Origin of the sequence: Rhodoferax sp., assembly GCF_030646845.1 — a bacterium.
GTDB lineage: Bacteria > Pseudomonadota > Gammaproteobacteria > Burkholderiales > Burkholderiaceae_C > Rhodoferax.
On record NZ_JAUSLE010000086.1, the window covers coordinates 15,919 to 37,472 of the forward strand.

General features: G+C 63.4%; 18 protein-coding genes. 6 read left to right on the forward strand and 12 right to left on the reverse strand.

The window, feature by feature from the left end:
• Nucleotides 1-170 precede the first annotated feature (170 nt).
• Complete coding sequence (locus Q7T10_RS20155; RefSeq protein ID WP_304751599.1) at nt 171-1,382, reverse strand: FAD-dependent oxidoreductase; 1,212 nt, start codon at nt 1,380-1,382, stop codon at nt 171-173.
• Between the two features lie 175 nt (nt 1,383-1,557).
• The gene (locus tag Q7T10_RS20160; protein WP_304751601.1) at nt 1,558-1,857 is read right to left on the reverse strand and encodes a c-type cytochrome; all 300 of its coding nucleotides are present in this window, start codon (nt 1,855-1,857) and stop codon (nt 1,558-1,560) included.
• Nucleotides 1,858-2,166: 309 nt separating this feature from the next.
• Between Q7T10_RS20160 and ppsA the strand changes: the two genes are divergently transcribed.
• The 4 genes from ppsA to Q7T10_RS20180 are packed head-to-tail and all read left to right on the forward strand — an operon-like array spanning nt 2,167 to nt 7,421.
• Nucleotides 2,167-4,617: a phosphoenolpyruvate synthase gene (gene ppsA, locus Q7T10_RS20165; RefSeq protein WP_304751603.1), complete on the forward strand. Its 2,451-nt coding sequence runs from the start codon at nt 2,167-2,169 to the stop codon at nt 4,615-4,617.
• Nucleotides 4,618-4,635: 18 nt separating this feature from the next.
• Nucleotides 4,636-5,850: a cyclopropane-fatty-acyl-phospholipid synthase family protein gene (locus Q7T10_RS20170; RefSeq protein WP_304751605.1), complete on the forward strand. Its 1,215-nt coding sequence runs from the start codon at nt 4,636-4,638 to the stop codon at nt 5,848-5,850.
• A gap of 3 nt (nt 5,851-5,853) precedes the next feature.
• Nucleotides 5,854-7,209, forward strand: coding sequence for an FAD-binding protein (locus Q7T10_RS20175; RefSeq protein WP_304751606.1), 1,356 nt, complete (start codon nt 5,854-5,856; stop codon nt 7,207-7,209).
• Between the two features lie 20 nt (nt 7,210-7,229).
• A complete protein-coding gene (locus tag Q7T10_RS20180) occupies nt 7,230-7,421 on the forward strand; it encodes a hypothetical protein (protein ID WP_304751608.1) in 192 nt (63 codons plus the stop codon).
• 32 nt (nt 7,422-7,453) lie between these two features.
• On the opposite strand, the gene Q7T10_RS20185 is transcribed toward Q7T10_RS20180, so the two are convergent.
• The 6 genes from Q7T10_RS20185 to Q7T10_RS20210 all read right to left on the reverse strand — a co-directional run bounded on the left by Q7T10_RS20185 (nt 7,454) and on the right by Q7T10_RS20210 (nt 13,310).
• A complete protein-coding gene (locus Q7T10_RS20185; protein WP_304751610.1) occupies nt 7,454-8,683 on the reverse strand; it encodes a VCBS repeat-containing protein in 1,230 nt (409 codons plus the stop codon).
• Nucleotides 8,684-8,879: 196 nt separating this feature from the next.
• Nucleotides 8,880-10,409: a methyl-accepting chemotaxis protein gene (locus Q7T10_RS20190; protein WP_304751612.1), complete on the reverse strand. Its 1,530-nt coding sequence runs from the start codon at nt 10,407-10,409 to the stop codon at nt 8,880-8,882.
• Between the two features lie 125 nt (nt 10,410-10,534).
• Nucleotides 10,535-11,107, reverse strand: a complete 573-nt coding sequence (locus Q7T10_RS20195; protein ID WP_304751614.1) for a hypothetical protein — start codon at nt 11,105-11,107, stop codon at nt 10,535-10,537.
• Nucleotides 11,108-11,226: 119 nt separating this feature from the next.
• The gene (locus Q7T10_RS20200) at nt 11,227-12,006 is read right to left on the reverse strand and encodes a BPSS1780 family membrane protein (protein ID WP_304751616.1); all 780 of its coding nucleotides are present in this window, start codon (nt 12,004-12,006) and stop codon (nt 11,227-11,229) included.
• Nucleotides 12,003-12,998, reverse strand: a complete 996-nt coding sequence (locus Q7T10_RS20205) for a homoserine kinase (RefSeq protein ID WP_304751618.1) — start codon at nt 12,996-12,998, stop codon at nt 12,003-12,005. The genes Q7T10_RS20200 and Q7T10_RS20205 overlap by 4 nt, the downstream gene beginning before the upstream one ends.
• Nucleotides 12,999-13,001: 3 nt before the next feature.
• Nucleotides 13,002-13,310: a hypothetical protein gene (locus Q7T10_RS20210; RefSeq protein WP_304751620.1), complete on the reverse strand. Its 309-nt coding sequence runs from the start codon at nt 13,308-13,310 to the stop codon at nt 13,002-13,004.
• 52 nt (nt 13,311-13,362) lie between these two features.
• On the opposite strand from Q7T10_RS20210, the gene polA reads away from it, so the two are divergent.
• Complete coding sequence (gene polA / locus Q7T10_RS20215) at nt 13,363-16,212, forward strand: DNA polymerase I (RefSeq protein ID WP_304751621.1); 2,850 nt, start codon at nt 13,363-13,365, stop codon at nt 16,210-16,212.
• A gap of 56 nt (nt 16,213-16,268) precedes the next feature.
• Here the strand turns inward: polA and Q7T10_RS20220 are convergent, their stop codons facing one another.
• Nucleotides 16,269-17,459, reverse strand: coding sequence for a diguanylate cyclase (locus tag Q7T10_RS20220; RefSeq protein WP_304751623.1), 1,191 nt, complete (start codon nt 17,457-17,459; stop codon nt 16,269-16,271).
• 226 nt (nt 17,460-17,685) lie between these two features.
• Between Q7T10_RS20220 and Q7T10_RS20225 the strand changes: the two genes are divergently transcribed.
• Complete coding sequence (locus Q7T10_RS20225; RefSeq protein WP_304751625.1) at nt 17,686-18,483, forward strand: ZIP family metal transporter; 798 nt, start codon at nt 17,686-17,688, stop codon at nt 18,481-18,483.
• Between the two features lie 33 nt (nt 18,484-18,516).
• Here Q7T10_RS20225 and Q7T10_RS20230 read toward each other — a convergent pair whose 3' ends face one another.
• From Q7T10_RS20230 to Q7T10_RS20240, 3 genes are read right to left on the reverse strand one after another with little or no spacing between them, the layout of a single operon-like run.
• The gene (locus tag Q7T10_RS20230; protein ID WP_304751627.1) at nt 18,517-19,386 is read right to left on the reverse strand and encodes a sulfurtransferase; all 870 of its coding nucleotides are present in this window, start codon (nt 19,384-19,386) and stop codon (nt 18,517-18,519) included.
• 44 nt (nt 19,387-19,430) lie between these two features.
• The gene (locus Q7T10_RS20235) at nt 19,431-20,318 is read right to left on the reverse strand and encodes a DMT family transporter (protein ID WP_304751628.1); all 888 of its coding nucleotides are present in this window, start codon (nt 20,316-20,318) and stop codon (nt 19,431-19,433) included.
• A 6-nt stretch (nt 20,319-20,324) separates the two neighbouring features.
• On the reverse strand, nt 20,325-21,458 hold the full coding sequence (locus Q7T10_RS20240; RefSeq protein WP_304751683.1) for an aromatic ring-hydroxylating dioxygenase subunit alpha: 1,134 nt from the start codon (nt 21,456-21,458) through the stop codon (nt 20,325-20,327).
• Nucleotides 21,459-21,554 lie beyond the last annotated feature (96 nt).

The window sequence follows — 21,554 nt, forward strand, 5'->3', positions numbered from 1 at the left end:
GACCATTATGCTGGTCGCCCGCGCCACGTTTTTCCCCTTGGGTAGGGGAACTTGACCGCATGATTCTGTGAATGACGGGTGACGCGGCAAGTCTGCCCGGCATACACATATCCAGAGTCCCTGCCCGAGACTGGCCACTGAAGCTGACGCCCGTTGTGAGGGCGGCGGCGTCAGGCGAACGAGTCGCCCATCAGGGCATTGAACCATTTGCCCATGTCTTCAAAGCTGTCACTGTTCCAGCCGGTTGAGGCGGCAGAACTGGCGGCCACAGGCACCATGGCCGGCCCGGTGATCGATGTCGCCGGGTTGGTCCAGGCCGGGTTGTACTGGAATACTGCTGTCAGCCACGAGGCCTGGCTCATGGTGATGGTCGAGTAGCAGGCCGAGTTTGTCACAGGCGCAGGGTCGGGTGAGCCGCCGGACAGGATGCGACTGATCGCATCGGCGCAGACCTTGGCTTCCTGGTTGGCGATGTGGCCGGCCTTGGGTTGGGTGGTGGCGCTGGCGTCACCGATGATGTGGATCTTGTCTGCGCCCGACACGGTGCTGGCGTAGCTCAACACATTGACGCCGGCAAAGCGGCCCTCGGTGGCGTTATTCAGCCCTGCTGTGGCAACGAGCGCGCCGGCGCGCTGGCGCGGAATCATGTTGATGACATCGCCTCGAACCGTGCCGGCCGTGGTGAGGAGCGACATCGTGGCCGGGTCCACACTGGTGACTTCGGCATTGGCGTGGTACTCGATCACATTGCCATGCAGGCCCATGAACGCGTTGGTGAAGTTGTCCACCTCGGTCACGATGCCCGCGTTGGCGTCGAGCACGATCAGCTTGGAGCCGGGTTTTTTCACCTTGAGCCAGTCGGCGATCAGGCAAGCGCGCTCGTACGGGCCGGGCGGGCAGCGGTAAGGCGTCTTGGGGATGGTCAGCACCACGACCCCGCCGCTGGGCATGGCATTGAGCTGGTTGGCCAGCAGGGTGGTTTGCGGACCGGCCTGCCAGGCATGCGGCATCTTGTTGGAGCTGCCCAGCCCTGGCACGGTGTCAAAAGAGATGCCGGGTGCCATAACGATGCGGTCAGCCGTGAGCACGGTGCCGTCGGCAAGCGTGACCTTGACGCCCACGGGGTCGATCGCGACCACCTCGCCAAACACGGTGGTGATGCCGTACTTGCTGCGCAGCGTGTCGTAGTTGAAGGACAGGCTGCTCATCGTGCGCTGGCCGGTCAGCACCATGCTGCTCATGATGTTGGATGTGTAGGTAGGCATGCGCTCGACCAGGGTCACGCTGATCGCGTCACCCCACAGGCGCAGGTACTTGGCCACAGTTGCGCCACCCATGCCGCCGCCGATCACGATCACGCGGGACTTGGCTTCAGTGTTCACCACCGGTCTCGTACTCCTGTCCGTGACGGGCTGAGGTCCAGCGCTATCCACGCTCGGATCAGATCCACCACCGCCGCACGCCGCCAATAAGCTGGCCGCCAATCCGGCTCCAGTGGCATTCAAAAAATAACGTCTTTCCATGTTGTTCTCCAGGTTCTGTTAGCTGATCAAGGGCCTATTGCTGGGTGGACAACCATTTGTCAAGGGCCTGCATCTGTTGGTCGGTATAGCCCAGGGCATGTTTGGCCATGATGCCGTTGCCTTCTTTGCCGGCCTGGAACTCCTTGAGCTTGGTGTAGATTTCACCGACCGATTTGCCGGCAATCGCGTCGAAGCCGGGCCCTTTGCCATTGGTGCCATGGCATTGGAAGCAGTTGGAAGCCAGCAGGCGACCGGGTTGACCAACCTGGGCCTGTGAGCCTGCAAACCCGGCAGACAGCGCCAGCCCGATAAACAGAATTCGGATTCGTTTCATGCGTATGTCCTTGGTGAACTGGTGTTTCTATTGATTGAGCGCAAGTCCATCATATAAGTGTGGTCTTAAGTATTTGTTGGATCTTGCGTTAGGAAGTTGTTGCAGTTGTAAGCAGGCGTTTGGACAAGCCAGCAACATTTGAATGACAACCACGGGACAACACTGACAAATCAAAAAGGCAGAAGTGATCGCGCAAATCTGAAGCCACAGAGCGCGCCACGGCCCGTCGCCGCCATTGACGCCTGTCAACGCCGGGCAGCGGGCCGCGGGTGATGATGCCTCCCAACGCCCTACGTTGAGGAGACTGCCATGCCCGCTGCCCCTTACATCCGCTGGTTTCGTGAGCTGTCGCTCGCCGATCTGCCGCTGGTCGGCGGCAAAAACGCCTCGCTGGGGGAGATGTTCCAGCAGCTCATGCCGCTGGGCGTGCGGGTGCCGGACGGCTTTGCCGTTACGGCGTCTGCCTATCGCGACGCGCTCAATGCCGCCGACGCCTGGCCTGAGCTGCACCGCCTGCTCGACAAGCTCGACAAGACCGATATCGCAGCCCTGGCGCGCGCCGGTTCCCGGGCGCGCGAGATCGTTTATGGCGCGCCCATGCCGGTGGCCGTTGAACAGCAATTGCGCGAGGCCTGGCGGGCGCTGAAAGCTGCCAGCGGCGAGGGCTTGAGTGTTGCGGTGCGCAGTTCGGCCACCGCGGAAGATTTGCCCAGCGCCAGCTTTGCCGGCCAGCATGATACCTACCTCAACATCCAGGGCGAAGAGATGCTGATCGACGCGGTCAAGCGCTGCCAGGCCTCGCTGTTTACCGATCGGGCCATCTCCTACCGCACCGACAACGGCTTTGACCATTTCAAGGTCTCGCTCTCGGTGGCCGTGATGCAGATGGTGCGCAGCGACCTGGCGTCGGCCGGCGTCATGTTCACGATCGACACCGAATCCGGCCATCCCGATGTGGTGTTCATCACCGGCGCCTGGGGCCTGGGTGAAAACGTGGTGCAGGGCGCGGTCGATCCGGACGAGTTCTATGTGCACAAGCCGACCTACGCCCAGGGCTTTCGCAGCGTGCTGCGCAAGACGCTGGGTGACAAGCAGGTGCACATGGTCTATGCGCCGGGCCGCACGCGTGAGCCCGTGGTCAACCGCCCCACGCCGCGAGCCGACCGGCTGCGCTACTGCCTGAGCGATGCCGATGTGCTGGTGCTGGCCGATGCCGCCATCAAGATCGAGGGCCACTACAGCCGGCTGGCGGGCGAGCGCCGGGCGATGGACATCGAATGGGCCAAAGATGGGCCGGACGGCGAGATCTTCATCGTGCAGGCGCGCCCGGAAACCGCGATCTCGCAGCGCAAGGCGCTGCAGCTGGAGGAATACCTGCTGGATGGCACCGGCACAGTGCGTGCCACGGGCCGCGCAGTGGGCGCCAAGGTGGCGACCGGGCGGGTGCGGCTGGTCACGGATGCGCGGCATTTGTCGGCGTTCCAGCCCGGCGAGGTGCTGGTCGCCGACACCACCACGCCCGACTGGGAGCCGGTGATGAAGACGGCCGCCGCCATCGTCACCAACCGCGGCGGGCGCACCTGCCATGCGGCCATCGTCGCGCGCGAGTTGGGCATTCCGGCCGTGGTGGGTGCTGAACACGCGAGCGAGGTCTTGCGCGATGGTGAGACGGTCACGGTGTCCTGCGCCGAGGGTGCGGTAGGCAAGGTTTACGAGGGTTCGGTTGCCTTTCACAAGCAGGTCACCGATCTCACCGGCCTGAAGCGCCCGGTCACCGAGATCATGGTCAACCTCGGCAACCCCGAGCTTGCCTTCCAGGTCAGCCAGATGCCCTGCGATGGCGTGGGCCTGGCGCGCATGGAGTTCATCATCAACGAGCACATCAAGGTGCACCCGATGGCGGTGCTGCACCCCGAGCGCATCCAGGATTCGGCGGAGCGCGCACGCGTGCTCGCGCTGTCGGCCGGTTATGCGGACGGTGCCAGTTACTTCGTCGAGCGGCTGGCCGAAGGCGTCGGCACGATTGCCGCCGCTTTCTACCCGCGCCCGGTGATCGTGCGGTTGTCGGACTTCAAGAGCAACGAGTACGCAGCGCTGATGGGCGGGCGCGACTTCGAGCCGCATGAAGAGAATCCGATGCTGGGTTTTCGGGGCGCGGCGCGCTACATCCATCCGGCCTATGCCGAAGGCTTTGCGCTGGAGTGCGCGGCCATGAAGCGGGTGCGGGAGGTCATGGGGCTGACCAATCTGAAGCTGATGGTGCCGTTCTGCCGCCGCATCAATGAGGCCAGAGGCGTGCTGGAGTCGATGGCCTCCCATGGCCTCAAGCGCGGTGAGAACGGCCTCGAGGTCTATGTGATGTGCGAGATCCCCAACAACGTGCTGTTGATCGATGAGTTTGCCGAGCTGTTCGACGGTTTCTCGATCGGCTCCAACGACCTGACGCAGCTCACCCTGGGCGTCGACCGCGACAGCGCCATCGTGGCCGAGTCGTTTGACGAGCAGGACCCCGGCATGCTGAAAATGCTCAAACTCGCGGTCGAGGGCGCCCGGCGCAATCACCGGCATTCAGGCATTTGCGGCCAGGCACCGAGTGACCACATCGAGGTGGCGCGTTACCTGGTGGAGCTGGGCATCGACAGCATCAGCCTGACGCCCGACCGCGTGTTGCGGACGATGCAGGCGGTGCAGGAAATCGAGGCCGCGCAGGGCCGCCCGGGTCGCGCCGCGGCGGCGACGAACGCGCCGGCAAGCGCGTAAGCTCACAAAGTAGCGCCCATGTTGTTTCCCATGCAAAGCATCGTCGACGCGCTGCAGGCCCGCAGCGGCATGTCGTTTGCGGTCACGGTGCCCGATGGCGGCTACTACCGTGCGGGCTCGGGCGAGCCGGTGTTCACCCTGATATTCCGGACCGACGCCGCGTTGCTGCAGGCCTTCACGCGCGGGCACATGGGCTTGCTGGAGTCATATTTTGACCAGAGCGTCGATGTCGAGGGCAATCTGGGGGCGACGCTGGCGGCCGGCCTGCTCAGCGGTCTTGACTCGCGTGGAAAGGCCTTGATCAATGTCGAGAACGGTATCCACGAGCTGCGGTTTTCAAATCACAGCGCAGCGCAGGCCAAGACCAATGCGCGCGCCCACTATGGCCTGGGGGCTGAGTTCTATCGTCTGTGGCTCGACGATCCGCTGATGATGTACACCTGCGGCTACTGGCCCGAGGGCACGCAGACGCTGGAGGAGGCGCAAGCGCGCAAGATCGACCATGTCTGCCGCAAGATCCGGCTCGCACCGGGTGATCACTTCGTTGACGTGGGTTGCGGTTTTGGCGGCTTTCTGTTCCGGGCGCAGCAGACTGTGGGCGCCACGGGCACGGGGCTCAACACCACCTCTGAGCAGGTGGACTGGGTGCGCCGCGAAATCACGCGCCGTGGCCTGGACGACAAACTCTCGGTGCGCGAGGCCGATTTCCGCGCGGCCGATGTCCCGTACGACAAGGTGGTATCGATCGGCGTGCTGGAGCACGCCGGGCGTGACCAGTTGGGCGAGGTGGTCCAGGCACATGCCGATCTGCTGAAGCCTGGCGGGCTGGGGATGCTGCATTTCATTGGCCATGTCGGACCGCGCGAGACCGACCTGTTCATCCGCAAGCACGTCTTTCCCGGTGGCTGGATTCCCGGCTTGTCCGAGGTGATCGTCGAGATGGAACGCTGCGGGCTGGAAGTCCTTGACATCGAGAATCTGCGCCGCCACTATGCCTTGACATTGGACGAGTGGGCGTTGCGTTTTGAGCAGCAATGGGCGACGATCCAGGCACTGGACCCGCAGCGCTTTGACGAACGCTTTCACCGCGTGTGGCGAGCCTATCTGGTGGGCTGCGCCGAAATGTTCCGCTCACCGGTGGGTTACACCCATTTGTTCCAGATCGTGTTCAGCAAAGGCAATGTGACCCGCACCAGTTACCCGATGAGCCGGGCGCACCTGTATGACACTTGACTCATGAGCCCCGACGCCGCGGCACATGCCTTGCGTCGTGCCGAGTTGGTCGCCGCCATGCGGTCCAGCGCGGCGGGCAGTGCGGCGCCGTTCGGTCTGGGCAAGCGCAGTTCCAACCTGTTTCGCGACCGCCGCGAGGGCGCCAAGCGCCGGCTGGACCTGAGCGGTTTTTGCCATGTGCTCGACATCGACACTGAACGTGGATGGGTCGATGTCGAGGGCCTGACGAGCTACGAGGAACTGGTTGCGCAGACCCTGCCGCGCGGCGTCATGCCGGCGGTGGTGCCGCAGCTCAAAACCATCACCGTGGGCGGTGCGGCCGCGGGCGTCGGCATCGAAGCCACGTCGCACCGGCAGGGCCTGGTGCATGACACCCTGCTCGAACTTGATGTCTTGCTGCCCGACGGCGAGGTGCTGCACTGCACGCCGGACAACGAGCACCGGGACCTGTTCTTCGGCTTTCCCAATTCCTACGGCACATTGGGCTATGCGTTGCGTCTGCGTCTGCGCACCTTGCCGGTCAAGCCGTTCGTCAAGGTGGAACACCTGCAGCATGAAGCGCCGGGCACGTTCTTCAGTGACCTGGCTGCGCACTGTCAGGGCGACGCCGACTTTGTTGACGGCGTGGTGTTCGGACCGCAGCAGCAGGTCATCAGCCGCGCCCGTTTCGTCGATGCCGCGCCCTGGCTCTGCGACTACCGATTCGAGCACATTTACTACCGGTCGCTGCTGGACAGACCAGTCGACTACCTGACGGTGCAGGACTACATCTGGCGCTGGGACACCGACTGGTTCTGGTGCTCGAAGAACCTGTACGCACAGCACCCGCTGGTGCGCCGTCTGCTCGGTCCGGCCCGCCTCAACTCGCGCACCTACACCCGGGTCATGCGCTGGAACGCGCGCTGGGGCCTGACGCGGCGGCTGGCGCGCTGGCGCGGCCGCTTTACCGAGTCCGTCATCCAGGATGTCGATATCCCGATTGCTGCTGCACCCGGTTTCCTCGCCTTCTTGCTGCGCGAGATTGGCATCCTGCCGATCTGGATCTGCCCGGTGCGTGGGCCGGCACCGGACGCGCGCTTCACGCTGTATCCGCTGGTGCCCGACTCCCTCTATGTGAACTTTGGCTTCTGGGATGTGGTCGAGAGCACGGTCGCCCATGAGCCCGGCCACTTCAACCGGCTGGTCGAACGCGAAGTGATTCGTTGCGGCGGTATCAAGTCGCTCTACTCGGACAGCTACTTCACGCCGGAGGCGTTTGCACAAGCCTACGGCATGGCGCAGTATGACGCCCTGAAGGCCAAATACGACCCGGCCGGGCGCATGCTGGGCTTGTACGAAAAATGCGTGCTGCGCGCCTGAATCAAACCGGGAGCTGACCGATGCCCTGGAACACCGATTACTTTCCCACGTCCATGCGCCATCTGAACGTGCCTGCGCGGCTCAAGGCGATCGAGATCGCCAACGCGCTGCTGGCCGAAGGCATGGATGAAGGCAAGGCAATTCGCATCGCGATCGCCAAGGCGAAGGAATGGGCGCAACATCACGGCCTGCCGGTGCGCGATGATGAGTGAACACTGACGACGCAGAACTGGTCCTGATTGGCTCAGTTCAGGGACTGCGGTACCAGGAATGTGCCGCGCACAGCGGCGGATTGCAGCAGCACCAGGACCTGGTTGCTGCCACCCAGCACGACCAGATCGTTCAGGCCATCGCCATTGATGTCGCCGGCAGCGACCCGGGTTGATGCCAACGGCATCGCGGTGCTTGTCTTCAAGGTAAAGGCGCCACTGCCGTCTTGCATGAAGATGTTCAGGGCGGAGTAGACCGTGGAGGGGGAGCCCACAGGGTACGCCCCGACGCTGGCAAAGTCCGGACGGCCGTCTCCATTGAGGTCGCCCACGACCCCGCCATCCATGCCGTTGATCCCCGCCAAAGACGTATCCACAGCGCCAAATGAACCCGGCGGATTGCTTTGCAGCAGGGTGGTGACCTTGGCCTGGTAGGCCGTGTCGCTCGGGATGAAAAACTCGACCACATCGCGCACCCCGTCCGCGTTGTAATCGGCGATGGTCAGCAGTTGGGTGTTGAGCCCGGTCTGGTTTGACAGGGTAAGCGCCGGCGCCAGCACGCCGCCAGCCTGCTGGTAGCGAACAGCGAGTGCGGTGTTGGGTACGAAGTTGGTCTGCGACAGCCATACCCGAAACGCGAGGTCGCTGCGGCCATCCCCATTCAGATCGCCGATCGCAACGGCTGTTGCCTCGCCAGGTAACGCAATCAGGGCCGGTGCGAGAAATATGCCGCGATGGGCTGCGTCCTGGTACAGAACCGTGGCGCCCAGGCCGGTGGCTGGCGAATCGGCGATCACAATGTCAGGCGCGTTGTCACCGTTCACATCGCCGATGACCACGCCATAGGGCCTGGTCGGGTTGATCCCCAAGCGCTGGGGCGCCAGGAAGTTCCCGCGGTTGCTCGCGTCCTGGCGCAGCATCCAGACGGCGCGATCAGTCGTCGATGAAGGGCTGCCGACGTCGGTGACCACCAGGTCCGCGGCACCGTCGCCATCGATATCGCCCAGGGCCATTTTCCAGGGATAAACGCCGACGAGGTATGACTGTGCCGGGGCGAATACGCCGGGCGCGGTCTGCAGGCGCACCACCAGCCGCCCTTCGCGCCGTGAGCTGCTGGAGGAGAGCTGCGCGAGCGTGACCACGTCGGTGCGGCCGTCGCCGTCAATATCGGCCGCGAGTACATCCGTCTCGACCCACAGTGGATACAGCCAGCTGTCGTCCGAGTCGCCGCCACCACCGCCACACGCCACGACGAGCGAACTCATCACAGCCACTGCCCAGCCCCTGATGCATCGGTTCGAAAGCATGTTTCCCCCTTCTGCCAACAGGACAACGGGATGCCCTGACGACGACTTGATTCAAGCGCAACCCGTCAGGAGTGCCCTTGCGAAAAGTCAAGGTCATGTGCTCTTGCGCGCCAGCACAGCGGCTTCAGATCCGCGCGCCAGAGGTGCTGTCGATTCAGGCTCGACCCAGATTGAATTGCGCGCACACCTGCGCCAGCCGGCTCGCCTGGTCTTTCAGGCTCTCGGCCGCCGCTGTGGACTCCTCCACCAGCGCCGAATTTTGTTGCGTCATCTGGTCCAGGTTGCTGATGGCACTGTTGACTTGCGAAATGCCGCTGGACTGTTCGCTGGTCGCCGCGCTGATTTCGCCCACGATGTCGGCCACCCGTTGCACGGAGCTGACGATTTCGCTCATGGTCTGACCCGCATCATTGACCAGTCTGGAGCCGGCGTCGACCTTGCCAACGGAGTCGGCAATCAGGCTCCTGATCTCACGGGCTGCTTCAGCGGAACGTCCGGCCAGGCTGCGCACCTCGCTGGCCACCACGGCAAAACCGCGGCCTTGCTCGCCGGCCCGCGCGGCTTCCACCGCGGCGTTCAGGGCCAGGATGTTGGTCTGGAACGCGATGCCGTCAATGACGCCAATGATGTCGGCAATCTTTTTCGAGGAAGCGTTGATACTTTCCATGGTGGTGACCACCTGGGACACCACCTCGCCGCCGCGCGCCGCCACCACCGCTGCCGAAGACGCAAGCTGCGTGGCCTGGCGGGCAGAGTCGGCTGACTGATTGACCGTCCCGGTCAACTGCTCCATGGAGGCAGCGGTCTCCTGCAGGTTGGATGCGGTTTGCTCGGTGCGGGCCGACAAGTCCTGGTTGCCCTCGGCAATCTCGGAGGAGGCCGTCGTGATCGACTCAACCGAGTTGCGAATTTCACCCACCACCTCCCGCAACGCCAGTTGCATCTGGCCGAGGCCGGCCATCAGGCTGTGGTCGCCCTGAACCACGGGCAGATGCTCCGACAGATTGCCCTGTGCCACTTGGGCCATGGCATCCCTCGCGGTGGCGGGTTCTCCGCCCAGCTCGCGCCGCAGCGAGCGCAGCACGACAAGGGCCAGCGCAACCGCGACCGCGGTTGCCAGGCAGCTCAGGACAATAGCGATCAGTGTTGCGCGGTTGGCGTTCGCCTGGACCGCCTGGTGGGTCTGTTCGGAAACTTTGGCGGCGCCATCGATCTGCTTGAGCAGTTCGGCGCGGAGCTGCCGCCAGGCGGGCGTTTCGGCCGTGTTAAGCGTCTTGATGGCTTCAGCGCCGTCGGTTGCCAGCGCAGCGATCACCTTGTCCTGTGCCTGACCCTGCGCGCTACGCAAAGGCACGAGCGCGCTGACCTGCGACTCAAACTGCGTGCCCCGTGCCGTGGCCGCTGTTTCCTTGTATGCCTTGTCGTAGGCCGTCTGGGCCGCGGTCAGGTTGTCGCGCGCCTTCGGATTGGCCGGGTCAAGCACCATATTGCGCAGCGCCTGGCCCATTTGCAAACCCTGGGCGTACATTTCTGACAAGCCAGCGCGGATGGTCTGTTCGGTCCTGATGTAGTTGTCAAACTGATTCTGGGTGCGGATCAGACCCCAGATGCTGGTGCCCAGGCCGGCAATAAACATGAGGGCTGGAATGGCGCAGCATAGAAACAAACGCGTGCTGAATTTCATGGGGGGCAAGGCTCCGGCAGCGTTGGTAGGCAAGACAAGATCGCCTTCTATCCAAGCCGCCGCGCCATTGTATTGGTACTGACTTATGTGATCTGTGGCGCCCCGCACGGGCGCTGCAAACGGACTCAGTGCTGGAGCTTGTGCAGGTAGCCGGTCAACTCAGAGCCGTTCATGCTCCGCGTCGCTTCTGGGTCGAGCTGCAGGCGTACCCACGGGGCCCGGTCATCGGGCCGCTCATCGCGACTGACGCTTAGCTTGCCGCGCACCGTCACCAGTCCACCGACATGGGGTACGGTCCAGTCCTGCTGGCTGGGGTCGAGATAGACGATCACCGTGGACGGGGGCAGGGTATCTGCATTGTCGGCGGCATTCTGCCTCCATTGCACCGGGCGGGGTACCAGCATGAAACGCCCCGGCACCGGGTTTTCCTGCTGCACCATGTAGCCCACCAGCCGCACCGTCTGGCCGTCGGACTGGCGCAGGGTGTCGCTGATTTCAAGTCCCGTTTGTCCTGCGGGTGTGCAAAAGAAATCGCGAAAACGCAACTCGTTCACCTGCCGTGGCGCCGTTGTGGTGACCACATGCGACTGGGCGGTGCCCATCCAGAATGCCGCTGTCGTGGCCAGCAGCAGACGCAGAGGTGTAGTCAAGCCGCACTGACGGCTGGCGTCGAAGGGCAGTCGAAATGGAATGTTCATGGTGGGCAGGCCGCGTGTGGAGGGCGTGGTAAGAAGATACCCGCCAGCGTACGAAACGTCTGTGACGCTGTCATGACACGCCGGCCAGCTGTTGGCCGGCTGCCCCTAGTGATGCCGGGTCATGGCGCCGCTTCTGGCGGCGGCTCAAAACTGTCGCGAAATGTGAAGTACAGCGACGTGAAAAACATGGAAGCCATCAGCAGGAGGGCCGGAAACAGGATGTCGCCGGCCAAGGCGGGGTTGCCCAGCAGGGCAGCGATCGTTGTGACGCCCATGACGACCATCACCAGCACCGCCAGCCACATCAGTCCAAAAACGACAAAGGCCCAGAAATTGCGCAGACAGGCCACCAGGCTGAAGAAAAGGCTTTTGACGGGTGGCAAACCGTGCCAATGAACCAGCGCGGGCGCATGCCAGAACAGCAGCGACAACGGAAGATGCAGGCCGATGAAAACCCACATGGCCGCCTGAAAGGCGGGCTCCAGCATCATTTCGCGGCTCGGTGCAGCCCCCCCCAGATAAACGCGGGCAAAGTCGCCACCGTCCACCAGGTAGGACACTCCCATTGCGCCGAGAAAACCTGCGGCATACAGCGCGCCCAGCAGCAGCATGGCGCGCGTCTGTTGTTTGCCCGCGCGAAACGCCGTCAGCAGGACCGCGGGCATGGGAAAGCGGCCGTTGGTCGCTTCCCGCGTGGCCGTCATCAGGCCCAGGGTGGCCGCGGGCAACAATGCCATGGCCAGCGCGATGCCAACAATCGGCACCTGGCTGAGAACCGTCATCACGGCCATGAACATGAAAAACAGACCGGCGAGTGCCAGCGGCTGCCGGAAAAAAGTTCGTATGCCGAGCTTGACCCAGACCATGCCGGTGCGGGCGGGAACAATGTTCAGCTTCATGGGTGGGTCGCGATAGCGCTCATGGGGACCGGATGGGTGACGCGCTCGCGCAGCACCCGCTCGAAATGGCCTGGATCGTGCGCTTTGAGCATGCTGGCCTCACGCGGCAGGTGGTAGTCCCACAAGCGCGAAATCCAGAAGCGCAAGGCCCCGGCACGCAGCATGGCGGGCAGCAGCGCACGCTCCGCCTGCTGCAGCGGACGCACCGCGTTGTAGGCGTTCACGAAGCTTTCGGCGCGCCCGGCATGGTGCGCGCCGGTGGCAAGGTCGACGCACCAGTCGTTCAGGCAGACGGCGATGTCAAAAATCCAGGTGTCCACACCGGCAAAATAGAAATCAAAGAACCCGGTTAGATGGGGTTCGCCATCCAGGTCTTCAAACATCACGTTGTCCCGAAACAAATCGGCGTGTATCGGGCCGCGCGGCAGGGCCGCGTAGGCAGACGACTGCGCCACGTGGTTCTGGTAGGCCAGCTCGCTCTTGATCAGGGCGGCCTGGGGGGCGGTCAAATAGGGCAACACCACCGGCACGGTCTCGTTCCACCAGGCCAGGCCCCGCAGATTGGGTTGCGACATCGAAAAGTCACGGCCCGCCAAATGCATTTGGGCCAGCGTGGCGCCCACCGCCGTGCAATGGGCCGGTGTCGGGTCAAGCTCACTTCTGCCGCGCAGCCGGTTGACCACGCAAGCCGGTTTGCCCTTGACGTCAAACACCAGATCGCCATCGCGATTGGCGGCGGGGTCGGGCACCGGCAGGCCTTTCAGGGCCAGATGCTTCATCAGACGCAGGTAAAAGGGCAATTGACTGAGGGTCAGCCGCTCGAACAGGGTCAGCACGTACTCGCGCGTTTCTCCGTCGACCTCGGTCGTCACGAAGTAGTTGGTGTTCTCGATGCCGCCCGCGCAGCCCTGCATGGCTTTGAGCTCACCCAGCTTGAGTTGTCGAAGCAGGGCACTGGCCTCGTCAGCCGAGACTTCTGTGTAGACCGCCATGAATCAGAATCCCAGGATTTTCCAGCTGCGCTCACCTTTGGTAGGCTCAACTTGATACGCTGGCATGCCCCCCTTGGGTTGCACCTCAATGGTCTTGGTTTCGCCGCCCACGCGCACCTCATCAATGCGGGCGCCAGCGTCTTCAATGTGAATCCGCTCGGTGCGTTTTTCTACCGCGCCGCTCGCGCCGGGTGGAGACGGTTTGTTCTGCTCGGCGGCGGTCTGGGCCGGGGCTGCCGACTGTGCCTGGCAAACGCCGGCACAAGACAGGAAAAGAGAAAGGATGGAGACAGGAAGGAGGGGGGCGCGCATGGCCTGATTGTAGAACCACTGGTGCCGCGCCTGTCACAGGCAAAATGGGTGCATGAATGACTCCAAACCCCTGCCCAAAACCCTGCTCCTGGTGGACGGCTCCAGCTACCTGTACCGTGCGTTTCACGCCATGCCGGATCTGCGCGCCGTGCCCGGTGATCCTGCCAGCCCGCCGACGGGTGCCATCCGGGGCATGATCAACATGCTGCAAAAGCTGCGCAAGGACGTCAAGGCCGACTACGCGGCCTGTGTCTTTGACGCCAAGGGCCCGACGTTCCGTGACGCGATCTACCCGGAGTACAAGGGCCACCGCTCGCCCATGCCTGACGATTTGCGCCTGCAGATCGAGCCTATTCACGAGGTCGTGCGCCTGATGGGCTGGAAAGTGCTGGACGTCCCTGGCGTGGAGGCCGACGATGTGATTGGCACGCTGGCAGTGACGGCTGCAAAGCAGGGCATTGAGGTGATCGTGAGCAGCGGCGACAAGGACCTGGCCCAGCTGGTCAATTCCCACATCACCATCATCGACACCATGAACGGCCGCGTTCGCGACCTGGCCGGCGTGCAGGAAGAGTTTGGCGTGCCGCCGCACCTGATGGTGGACTTTCAGACCCTTGTGGGCGATGCCATTGACAACGTGCCCGGTGTGCCCAAGGTCGGCCCCAAGACGGCTGCCAAGTGGCTGCAGGAATACGGCTCGCTGGAAGGCGTGGTGGCCAACGCCGATGCCATCAAGGGCGTGGTGGGCGAGAACCTGAAGAAGACGCTGGCCTGGTTGCCGACCGGCCGCCAGTTGCTGACCATCAAGACCGACTGTGATCTGAATGGCTGGGTGCCTGAGCTTCCTGCTATGGATTCAATAGCTGCTGGCACAGAGAATACGGGGGCTCTGGTCGAATTTTATGAAAAGTACGGGTTCAAGGGCCTGGCCCGGGCGACAGTGGGTGAAGCCGGCGCGGGGGGCGCAGGTTCAAAGCCCGGCGCCGCGAAGCGCAACGAGGCCGGCGCAAACCTGAATGCCGCGGGAAAATCAAGTCGTGAGCCGGGCCTGTTCGACGAGCCTGACGAACCCGTTACGCCTGGCGCGTCCCGTGCGACGACGCTGGCCTACGACACCATCCTGACCTGGGATGCCTTCGACGCCTGGCTGGCTCGCGTCGAAGCGGCTGACCTCGTGGCGGTGGACACCGAGACCACGTCACTGGACGAAATGCGCGCCGAGATAGTGGGCGTCAGTTTCAGCGTGACGCCGGGCGAGGCGGCCTACATCCCGCTGGCGCACAACTACCCCGGTGCCCCGGCGCAATTGCCGCGTGACGAGGTGCTGGCGCGACTCAAGCCTTGGCTGGAAGACGCCAGCAAACAGAAGCTGGGCCAGCACATCAAGTACGACCGCCATGTGTTCGCCAACCACGGCATCGAGGTGCAGGGCTACGCGCACGACACCATGCTGCAAAGCTATGTGCTGGAAGTGCACAAGCCGCACGGTCTGGCCAGCCTGGCCGAACGCCATCTGGGGCGCAGCGGCATCAGTTTTGAAGATTTGTGTGGCAAGGGTGCGCACCAGATCTGCTTTGACCAGGTGGATATCGCCAAGGCGTCCGAGTACTCCTGCGAGGACTCGGACCAGACGCTGGACGTGCACCGGGTACTGTGGCCACGCCTGCAGGCTGACGACAAACTGCGTTTCATCTACGAGCTGGAAATCGCCAGCAGCGAGGCGCTGTACCGCATTGAGCGCAACGGCGTGCTGATTGACGCCCCGATTCTGGCGGCACAAAGCCATGAACTGGGCCAGCGCATTTTGCAGCTGGAAAAAGAGGCGCACGAGTTGGCGGGGCAACCCTTCAATTTGAGCAGTCCGAAGCAGATTGGCGAGATCTTCTTCACCAAGCTCGGTCTGCCGGTGGTCAAGAAGACCCCCACCGGCACGCCCAGCACCGACGATGAAGTGCTGCAAAAACTGGCCGAAGACTTTCCCCTGCCGGCCAAGATACTGGAGCATCGGGGCCTGGCCAAGCTCAAGGGCACCTACACCGACAAACTGGCCCAGCTGGCCGATCCCCGCACCGGCCGCGTGCACACGCACTACGCGCAGGCAGTGGCCGTGACCGGGCGCCTCTCCAGCAATGACCCCAACCTGCAGAACATTCCTGTGCGCACCGCGGAGGGCCGGCGCGTGCGCGAGGCCTTTGTGGCACCGCCCGGCTGCGTGATTGCCAGCGCCGACTACAGCCAGATCGAGTTGCGCATCATGGCGCACATCAGTGGCGACGCGGCCCTGCTGCTGGCGTTTCACGACAACATGGATGTGCACCGTGCCACCGCCGCCGAGATCTTTGGTGTCTCTACCTCCCAGGTGACCAGCGAACAGCGCCGCTATGCCAAGGTCATCAACTTCGGGCTGATCTACGGCATGAGTGCCTATGGCCTGGCGCGCGCCCTGAGCATCGACAACACGGCCGCAAAGAATTACATCGAGCGCTACTTTGACCGATACCCCGGCGTCAAGCTGTACATGGACCACACGCGCCAGAGTGCCAAGGCCAATGGTTATGTGGAGACCGTGTTTGGCCGTCGCCTGTACCTGCCCGAGATCAACTCGCCCAATGGCCCGCGTCGCAGCGGTGCCGAGCGCGCCGCCATCAACGCGCCCATGCAGGGCACGGCGGCAGACCTGATCAAGCTCAGCATGGTCAAGGTGCAGCAGGTGCTGGACGATGAAAAACGGGGCACCAAAATGATCATGCAGGTGCATGACGAGCTGGTGTTTGAAGTGCCCGAGTTAGAAGTGAGCTGGGTCAGGCATGAGATCCCGCGCCTGATGGCCGGTGTCGCCCATCTCAGGGTGCCTTTGCTGGCCGAGGTGGGCGTGGGGCCGAACTGGGACAAGGCGCACTAAGGCGCGCCGGGGACAAGGCGCATTGAGGTGCGCGTGAGGCCGGGCCCGGCGGTCTGTCAGGCCAATGGGGTAGGCCGGGTACGGGGGGTGTCCTTGTCGATTTCCCAGTCGGCTTGGTCGGCCACCTCAAAGCGCGCCCGCCCGCCAGTCTTGGCCCGGTACATCGCTGTGTCGGCCGCATTGACCATGGAGGCGGGTTCCAGCGAGGCGTCGGGCAGCAGGCATGCCACGCCAATGCTGAACGTCACCTGGTCTGCCGTTGGTGAGGCGGCATGCGGCAAGAGCTCCTGGCGAATGAGCTGCAGGCATTTGCGGGCGGTGTCGCAGGCGTGATCCATGTCCGCCCCGGGAAGCAGGACCACAAACTCTTCACCGCCATAACGGGCGACCATTTCGCCGGCGCGCCGCACGCATTGGTCCAGAACCGCTGCCACCCGGCGCAGGCACTCGTCGCCCGCCACATGACCATAGTTGTCGTTGTACTGCTTGAAGTGGTCGATGTCGACCATCAGGAGGCTCAGCGGCGTGAGGCTGCGGGCGGCACGCTGCCATTCGTTGACCAGGGCTTCGTCAAAGCGCCTGCGGTTCGCCAGCCCGGTCAGCTCGTCCATCGTCGTTTGCTGGGCCAATCGCCGGTTGGTGGCTTCCAGCATCTTGCCTTTGCGAACCAGGTCCGTGACGTCGACGCGGGCGGTCACGAGATAGCCTTCGGGTGTCCGGTTTTCGTAGATGTTGACCCACTGGTTGCCCGCCAGTTCCTGTAGCATCGGCGCAGAGTGCCTGCCGCGTGTTGCCAGACGCTGTGCAAGCCACTCTTCTTCGCGCCCGATGGCGGCTGAGATCTGCTGCTGACCGAGGTCGGCGCGCACCAGGGCTTCAAACGTCTGCCCAATATCCGTCGGATTTCGAACACGGGTGTGCATCTGATTGATTTTCTTGTTGTAGAGCACCAACCGGTCCCGCTTGTCCCAGATTTCCACGCCCACGTCCAGCGTATCGAGGCTGGATGCCAGCAATCGCCGCGCCTGCCGGGCCTCCAGCTTCTGAGCCGACATGCGCCGCCACAACAACACGGAGGCAAACAGCGCGCAGAGCGCGGCGCCCACTCCGAGCAAAAGCGGGCCTTGCAGCGATCCACCGCCCGGCACCTCGGTCGCCAGCCACCATGCGGATATTTCACAGACGAGCGCCAACAAAGCTAGCAGCGCCAGCCACCGGGACTTGACAGGGTCGCGCGAAGATTTCATCGGTAAATCCATTATGCGACCAGTGCGGCCCACACGTGATGCCATTTGTATCAACGGAAAATCCCGGGTTTTCCCTCATGCCTCAAACTATCGCCTTCTGCGTGCATGGAGCCCCCCTTGACATGGTTGATAAGATCAACGGACGGCAGATCGCTGAGCGGACCGGGCGTGAAGGTTTTTATAACAAAATAGGGCTCTAGCCCCCATTGATAAAGCGTTTATAGCTATGATTTTAATAGCAATTGTGTTGGGGACCCTTACCGCCGGCATTGGCAGCGTGTGGGTGGCGGCGCTTCTGAGCTTCGGCGTGCTGGCACGCTACACCCAGCATATGCTCAGCCTGGCGGCCGGTGCCTTGCTGGCCACCGCCTTCATGCACCTGTTGCCCGAGGCGTTTGAAAGCCAGGCCAGTGCGCATGACCTGTTCATGACATTGCTGGTGGGTCTGATCTTCTTCTTCCTGCTCGACAAGGCCGAGTTATGGCACCACGGGCATGAGCATCACCATGAATTGTTGTCAGACCATGCCAATGACCACAGCGGCCATGCGCATGCCCACAACCATGCCCCCAAGGCGGGCAGTTGGGCCGTGCTGACCGGTGACAGCGTGCATTGCTTTGGCGACGGCGTGATGATTGCGTCGGCCTTCATGGCCGACATGCGCCTGGGCGTGATCGCGTCGCTGGCGGTGCTCGCGCACGAAGTGCCACACCACATGGGTGACCTGATGGTGTTGCGAACAGGTGCCAGCAACAAACGCGTGGCGCTGGTCAAGGTGTCGCTGGCCGGGGCGGTGACGGCGCTGGGCGGGCTGGTGGGCTACTGGCTGGTCGATCGCCTGCAGGACTACCTGCCGTATTTTCTGGTGGTGGCCTCCAGCAGCTTTGTCTACGTGGCGCTGGCAGATCTGATTCCCCAGCTGCAGAAGCGCTTGTCAGCGCGGGAGACCGCTGCGCAGATTGCCTGGCTGCTGGCAGGCATCCTGCTGGTGACGTGGGTAAGCGGCCTGGCGCACGGTCGCTGAACGCGCCGCCAATTTGACCGGACCTTGTCCGATTCAGCCCTGCGCCATGGGCCGCTGGGGGTCGCTGCACCACTCGCTCCAGCTGCCGGCATACAGGGCCGCGCGGCCCAATCCAGCCACTTCCATGGCAATGAGGTTGGGCACGGCGCTCACGCCGCTGCCGCACATGTGCACCACGGTGGCGGGATCGCGCCCGGCCAGCAGGGCTTCAAATTCGGCCCTGAGCTCGGCGGCCGGTTTGAATTTGCCGTCGGCATCGACGTTCAGGTTGAACGGACGGTTCAACGCACCGGGAATATGACCGGCCACCGGGTCCAGCGGCTCGATCTCGCCCTTGAAGCGGGGCGCGCCACGGGCGTCGACGAGGTTCTGGGTTGGTCGACCCAATTGCTTTGCTATTTTTTCAGTAGCAATAAGCGCAGTCTTTTCGGGGCCCAGGGCATACTTTGATGCGGCAGCCGGGACGTCTGCGTTGCCGGGGCCACTCTCCGTTGCACCGCCATTGGCCTGCCAGGCCTGCAAGCCACCATCCAGTACGGCCACCGCTTCATGCCCTGCCCATTTGAGCATCCACCAAAGGCGGCCGCAATAGTTGGCGCCCTGGCGGTCGTACACCACGGCCTGCATGGTGTTGCCGAAGCCGATGCTGCCGAGCCAGGCGGCGAAGGTTTCGCGCGAGGGCAGGGGGTGACGGCCACCCGATGCGGCATCGAGTGCTGTTTTGGCGGCGCTCAGGTGCCGGTCCAGGTCGGCACGCACCGCGCCGGGGATGTGCGCCTGCTGGTATTGCTGCTCGCCAGCGCCGGGCTGCATCAGCTCGAAACTGCAGTCGAACACCATGCAGGGCTGGCCGCTTTGCAGCAGAGCCTGGAGTTGCGGGGCGGAGATCAGGGTGGTGTACATCAGACGGGTTTCCTTGAAAGATCTCAGGCAGGGTACGCCGGGTTCTAGTGTTCTTCTGCCGGGGTATCGGGCAGCGTGCGCGTGCGCAGCACGGTGGCGGCCACGCCACTGGCCACGATCACGCCCATGCCGGCCCAGCCGATGAGCGGAATCTGGTCGCCAAACAACAGCAGGCTGTAGAAGGCGGCAAACACAATGCCGGAGTACTGCAGATTGGCCACCAGCAGGGTTGAGCCGCGGCTGTAGGCGCGCGTCATGCACCACTGGCCCAGAGAGGCCAGAATGCCAATCGGCACCAGCCAGGCGGCGGCCTGCCAGCTCACGGAAGACCAGGGCGTCAGGCCGGTAAACAAAATGCCGGCCAGACCGGCGACCGCGGAGCCGACCGAGAAATAGAACACGGTACGCCCTTCCGGCTCGCCGATTTTGCCCAGCGCTGTGACCTGCATGTACGCCAGCGCCGCGCCAATGCCCGAGAGCAGGCCAATCAGTCCGGCAAACAACTGGTTCTGGTCCAGCGTGGGGCGCAGCATCATCACCACGCCGGAAAAGCTGGCCAGCACCGTGGCCATCAGGGGGCCCTGGCGTTGCGCCTGGCCGTACATCAGGGCACCGCCCACGATAAAGGCCGCCACCCAGACGCCACTCATGTAGTTCAGTGTCATGGCTGTCGCCAGCGGCAAATGCGCAATGGCATAAAACCATGAACCCAGGGACAGCACGCCAATCAGGCTGCGCCAGGCGTGCATCATCGGCACGGGGGTGCGCAGAGGTGTGCCGCGGGCACGCAGAACCAGCCCCATGAAGATCACGCTCACGACACCGCGGTAGAACACCAGCTCAAAGGTGTTGAAGCTGCCGGCGGCGATCTTGATGCCCACCGCCATGGTGGCAAACAGGAACGCACCCAGAACCATCCACAGCGCTTGCATGGGTGGTCAGAGCTGGACTTGGCGGCGGTACCAGTCGTGAAAGTGCTGCATGCCGTCTTCCATCGGACTCTGGTAAGGGCCGACTTCGTTGTCGCCGCGCGCGAGCAGGGCCCGGCGACCGGCGTCCATGCGCTCGCCGATCTCGTCGTCTTCCAGGCAGGTTTCCATGTAGGCCGCCTGTTGTGCTTCGACAAACTCGCGCTCGAACGCCGCAATCTCTTCCGGGTAGTAGAACTCAACCATGTTCATGGTCTTGTTCGCGCCCATCGGATGCAGCGTGGAGACGGTCAGCACATGCGGATACCACTCCACCATGATGTGCGGGTAATAGGTGAGCCAGATGGCGCCCTGCTTGGGCGCCTCGCCCTGCCGGTACGCGCGCAACGCATCCTGCCAGCGCTGGTAGACCGGACTGCCGGCCGGGCCGGTCTGTTGGGCTGCACCCACGGTCTGGACCGAGTAGTTCTCCTTGAACTCCCAGCGCAGGTCGTCGCACGTCACAAAACCGCCGAGGCCCGGATGGAACGGGCCGACGTGGTAATCCTCCAGATAGACCTCGATGAAGGTCTTCCAGTTGTAGTTGCACTCGTGCATTTCGACTTTGTCGAGCACAAAGCCAGTGAAGTCCAGATCGGCGCGCGGTCCCATGCCAGCCAGATCGGCATGGATGTCGCGGCCATTGTCTTCAAACAGCAGGCCGTTCCATTCACGCAACTTGTAGTTGTTGAGGTTCAGGCAGGGGTCTTGGGCAAAATGCGGCGCACCCAGCAGGGTGCCTGCCGGCTGTGCGCCGCCGCCGCTGTAGGTCCAGCGGTGCAGCGGGCACACGATGTTGCCGGCGGCTGTGCCGGGTTGAGTGTTATTGACCGAGCCGCGTCCGTGCAGCATCAGCGCCTGCCGGTGGCGGCAGACGTTGGAAATGAGCTCGATGCCAGCGGGCGTGTGCACCAGGGCGCGTCCTTGAGCCTCTTGCGCCAGCGTGGCGTAGTCGCCCACATTGGGTACGCTCAGGCGATGGCCTACATAGCGGGGCCCGCGCTGGAAGATATCGTGCAGTTCGCGCTGGTAAAGCGCTTCGTCAAAATAGCTTGAGACGGGTAGCTGAGTGACATTTTTCGTGACGTCCCCCGGAGCCCGTATTGAGACTACGTTGGCGGGCTTTTCGCCACGGTTTGGGAGATTGTTTTTGTACAATTTTTGCACAACTCGGTCCTTGTAGGATGCAAAAAACCCCTC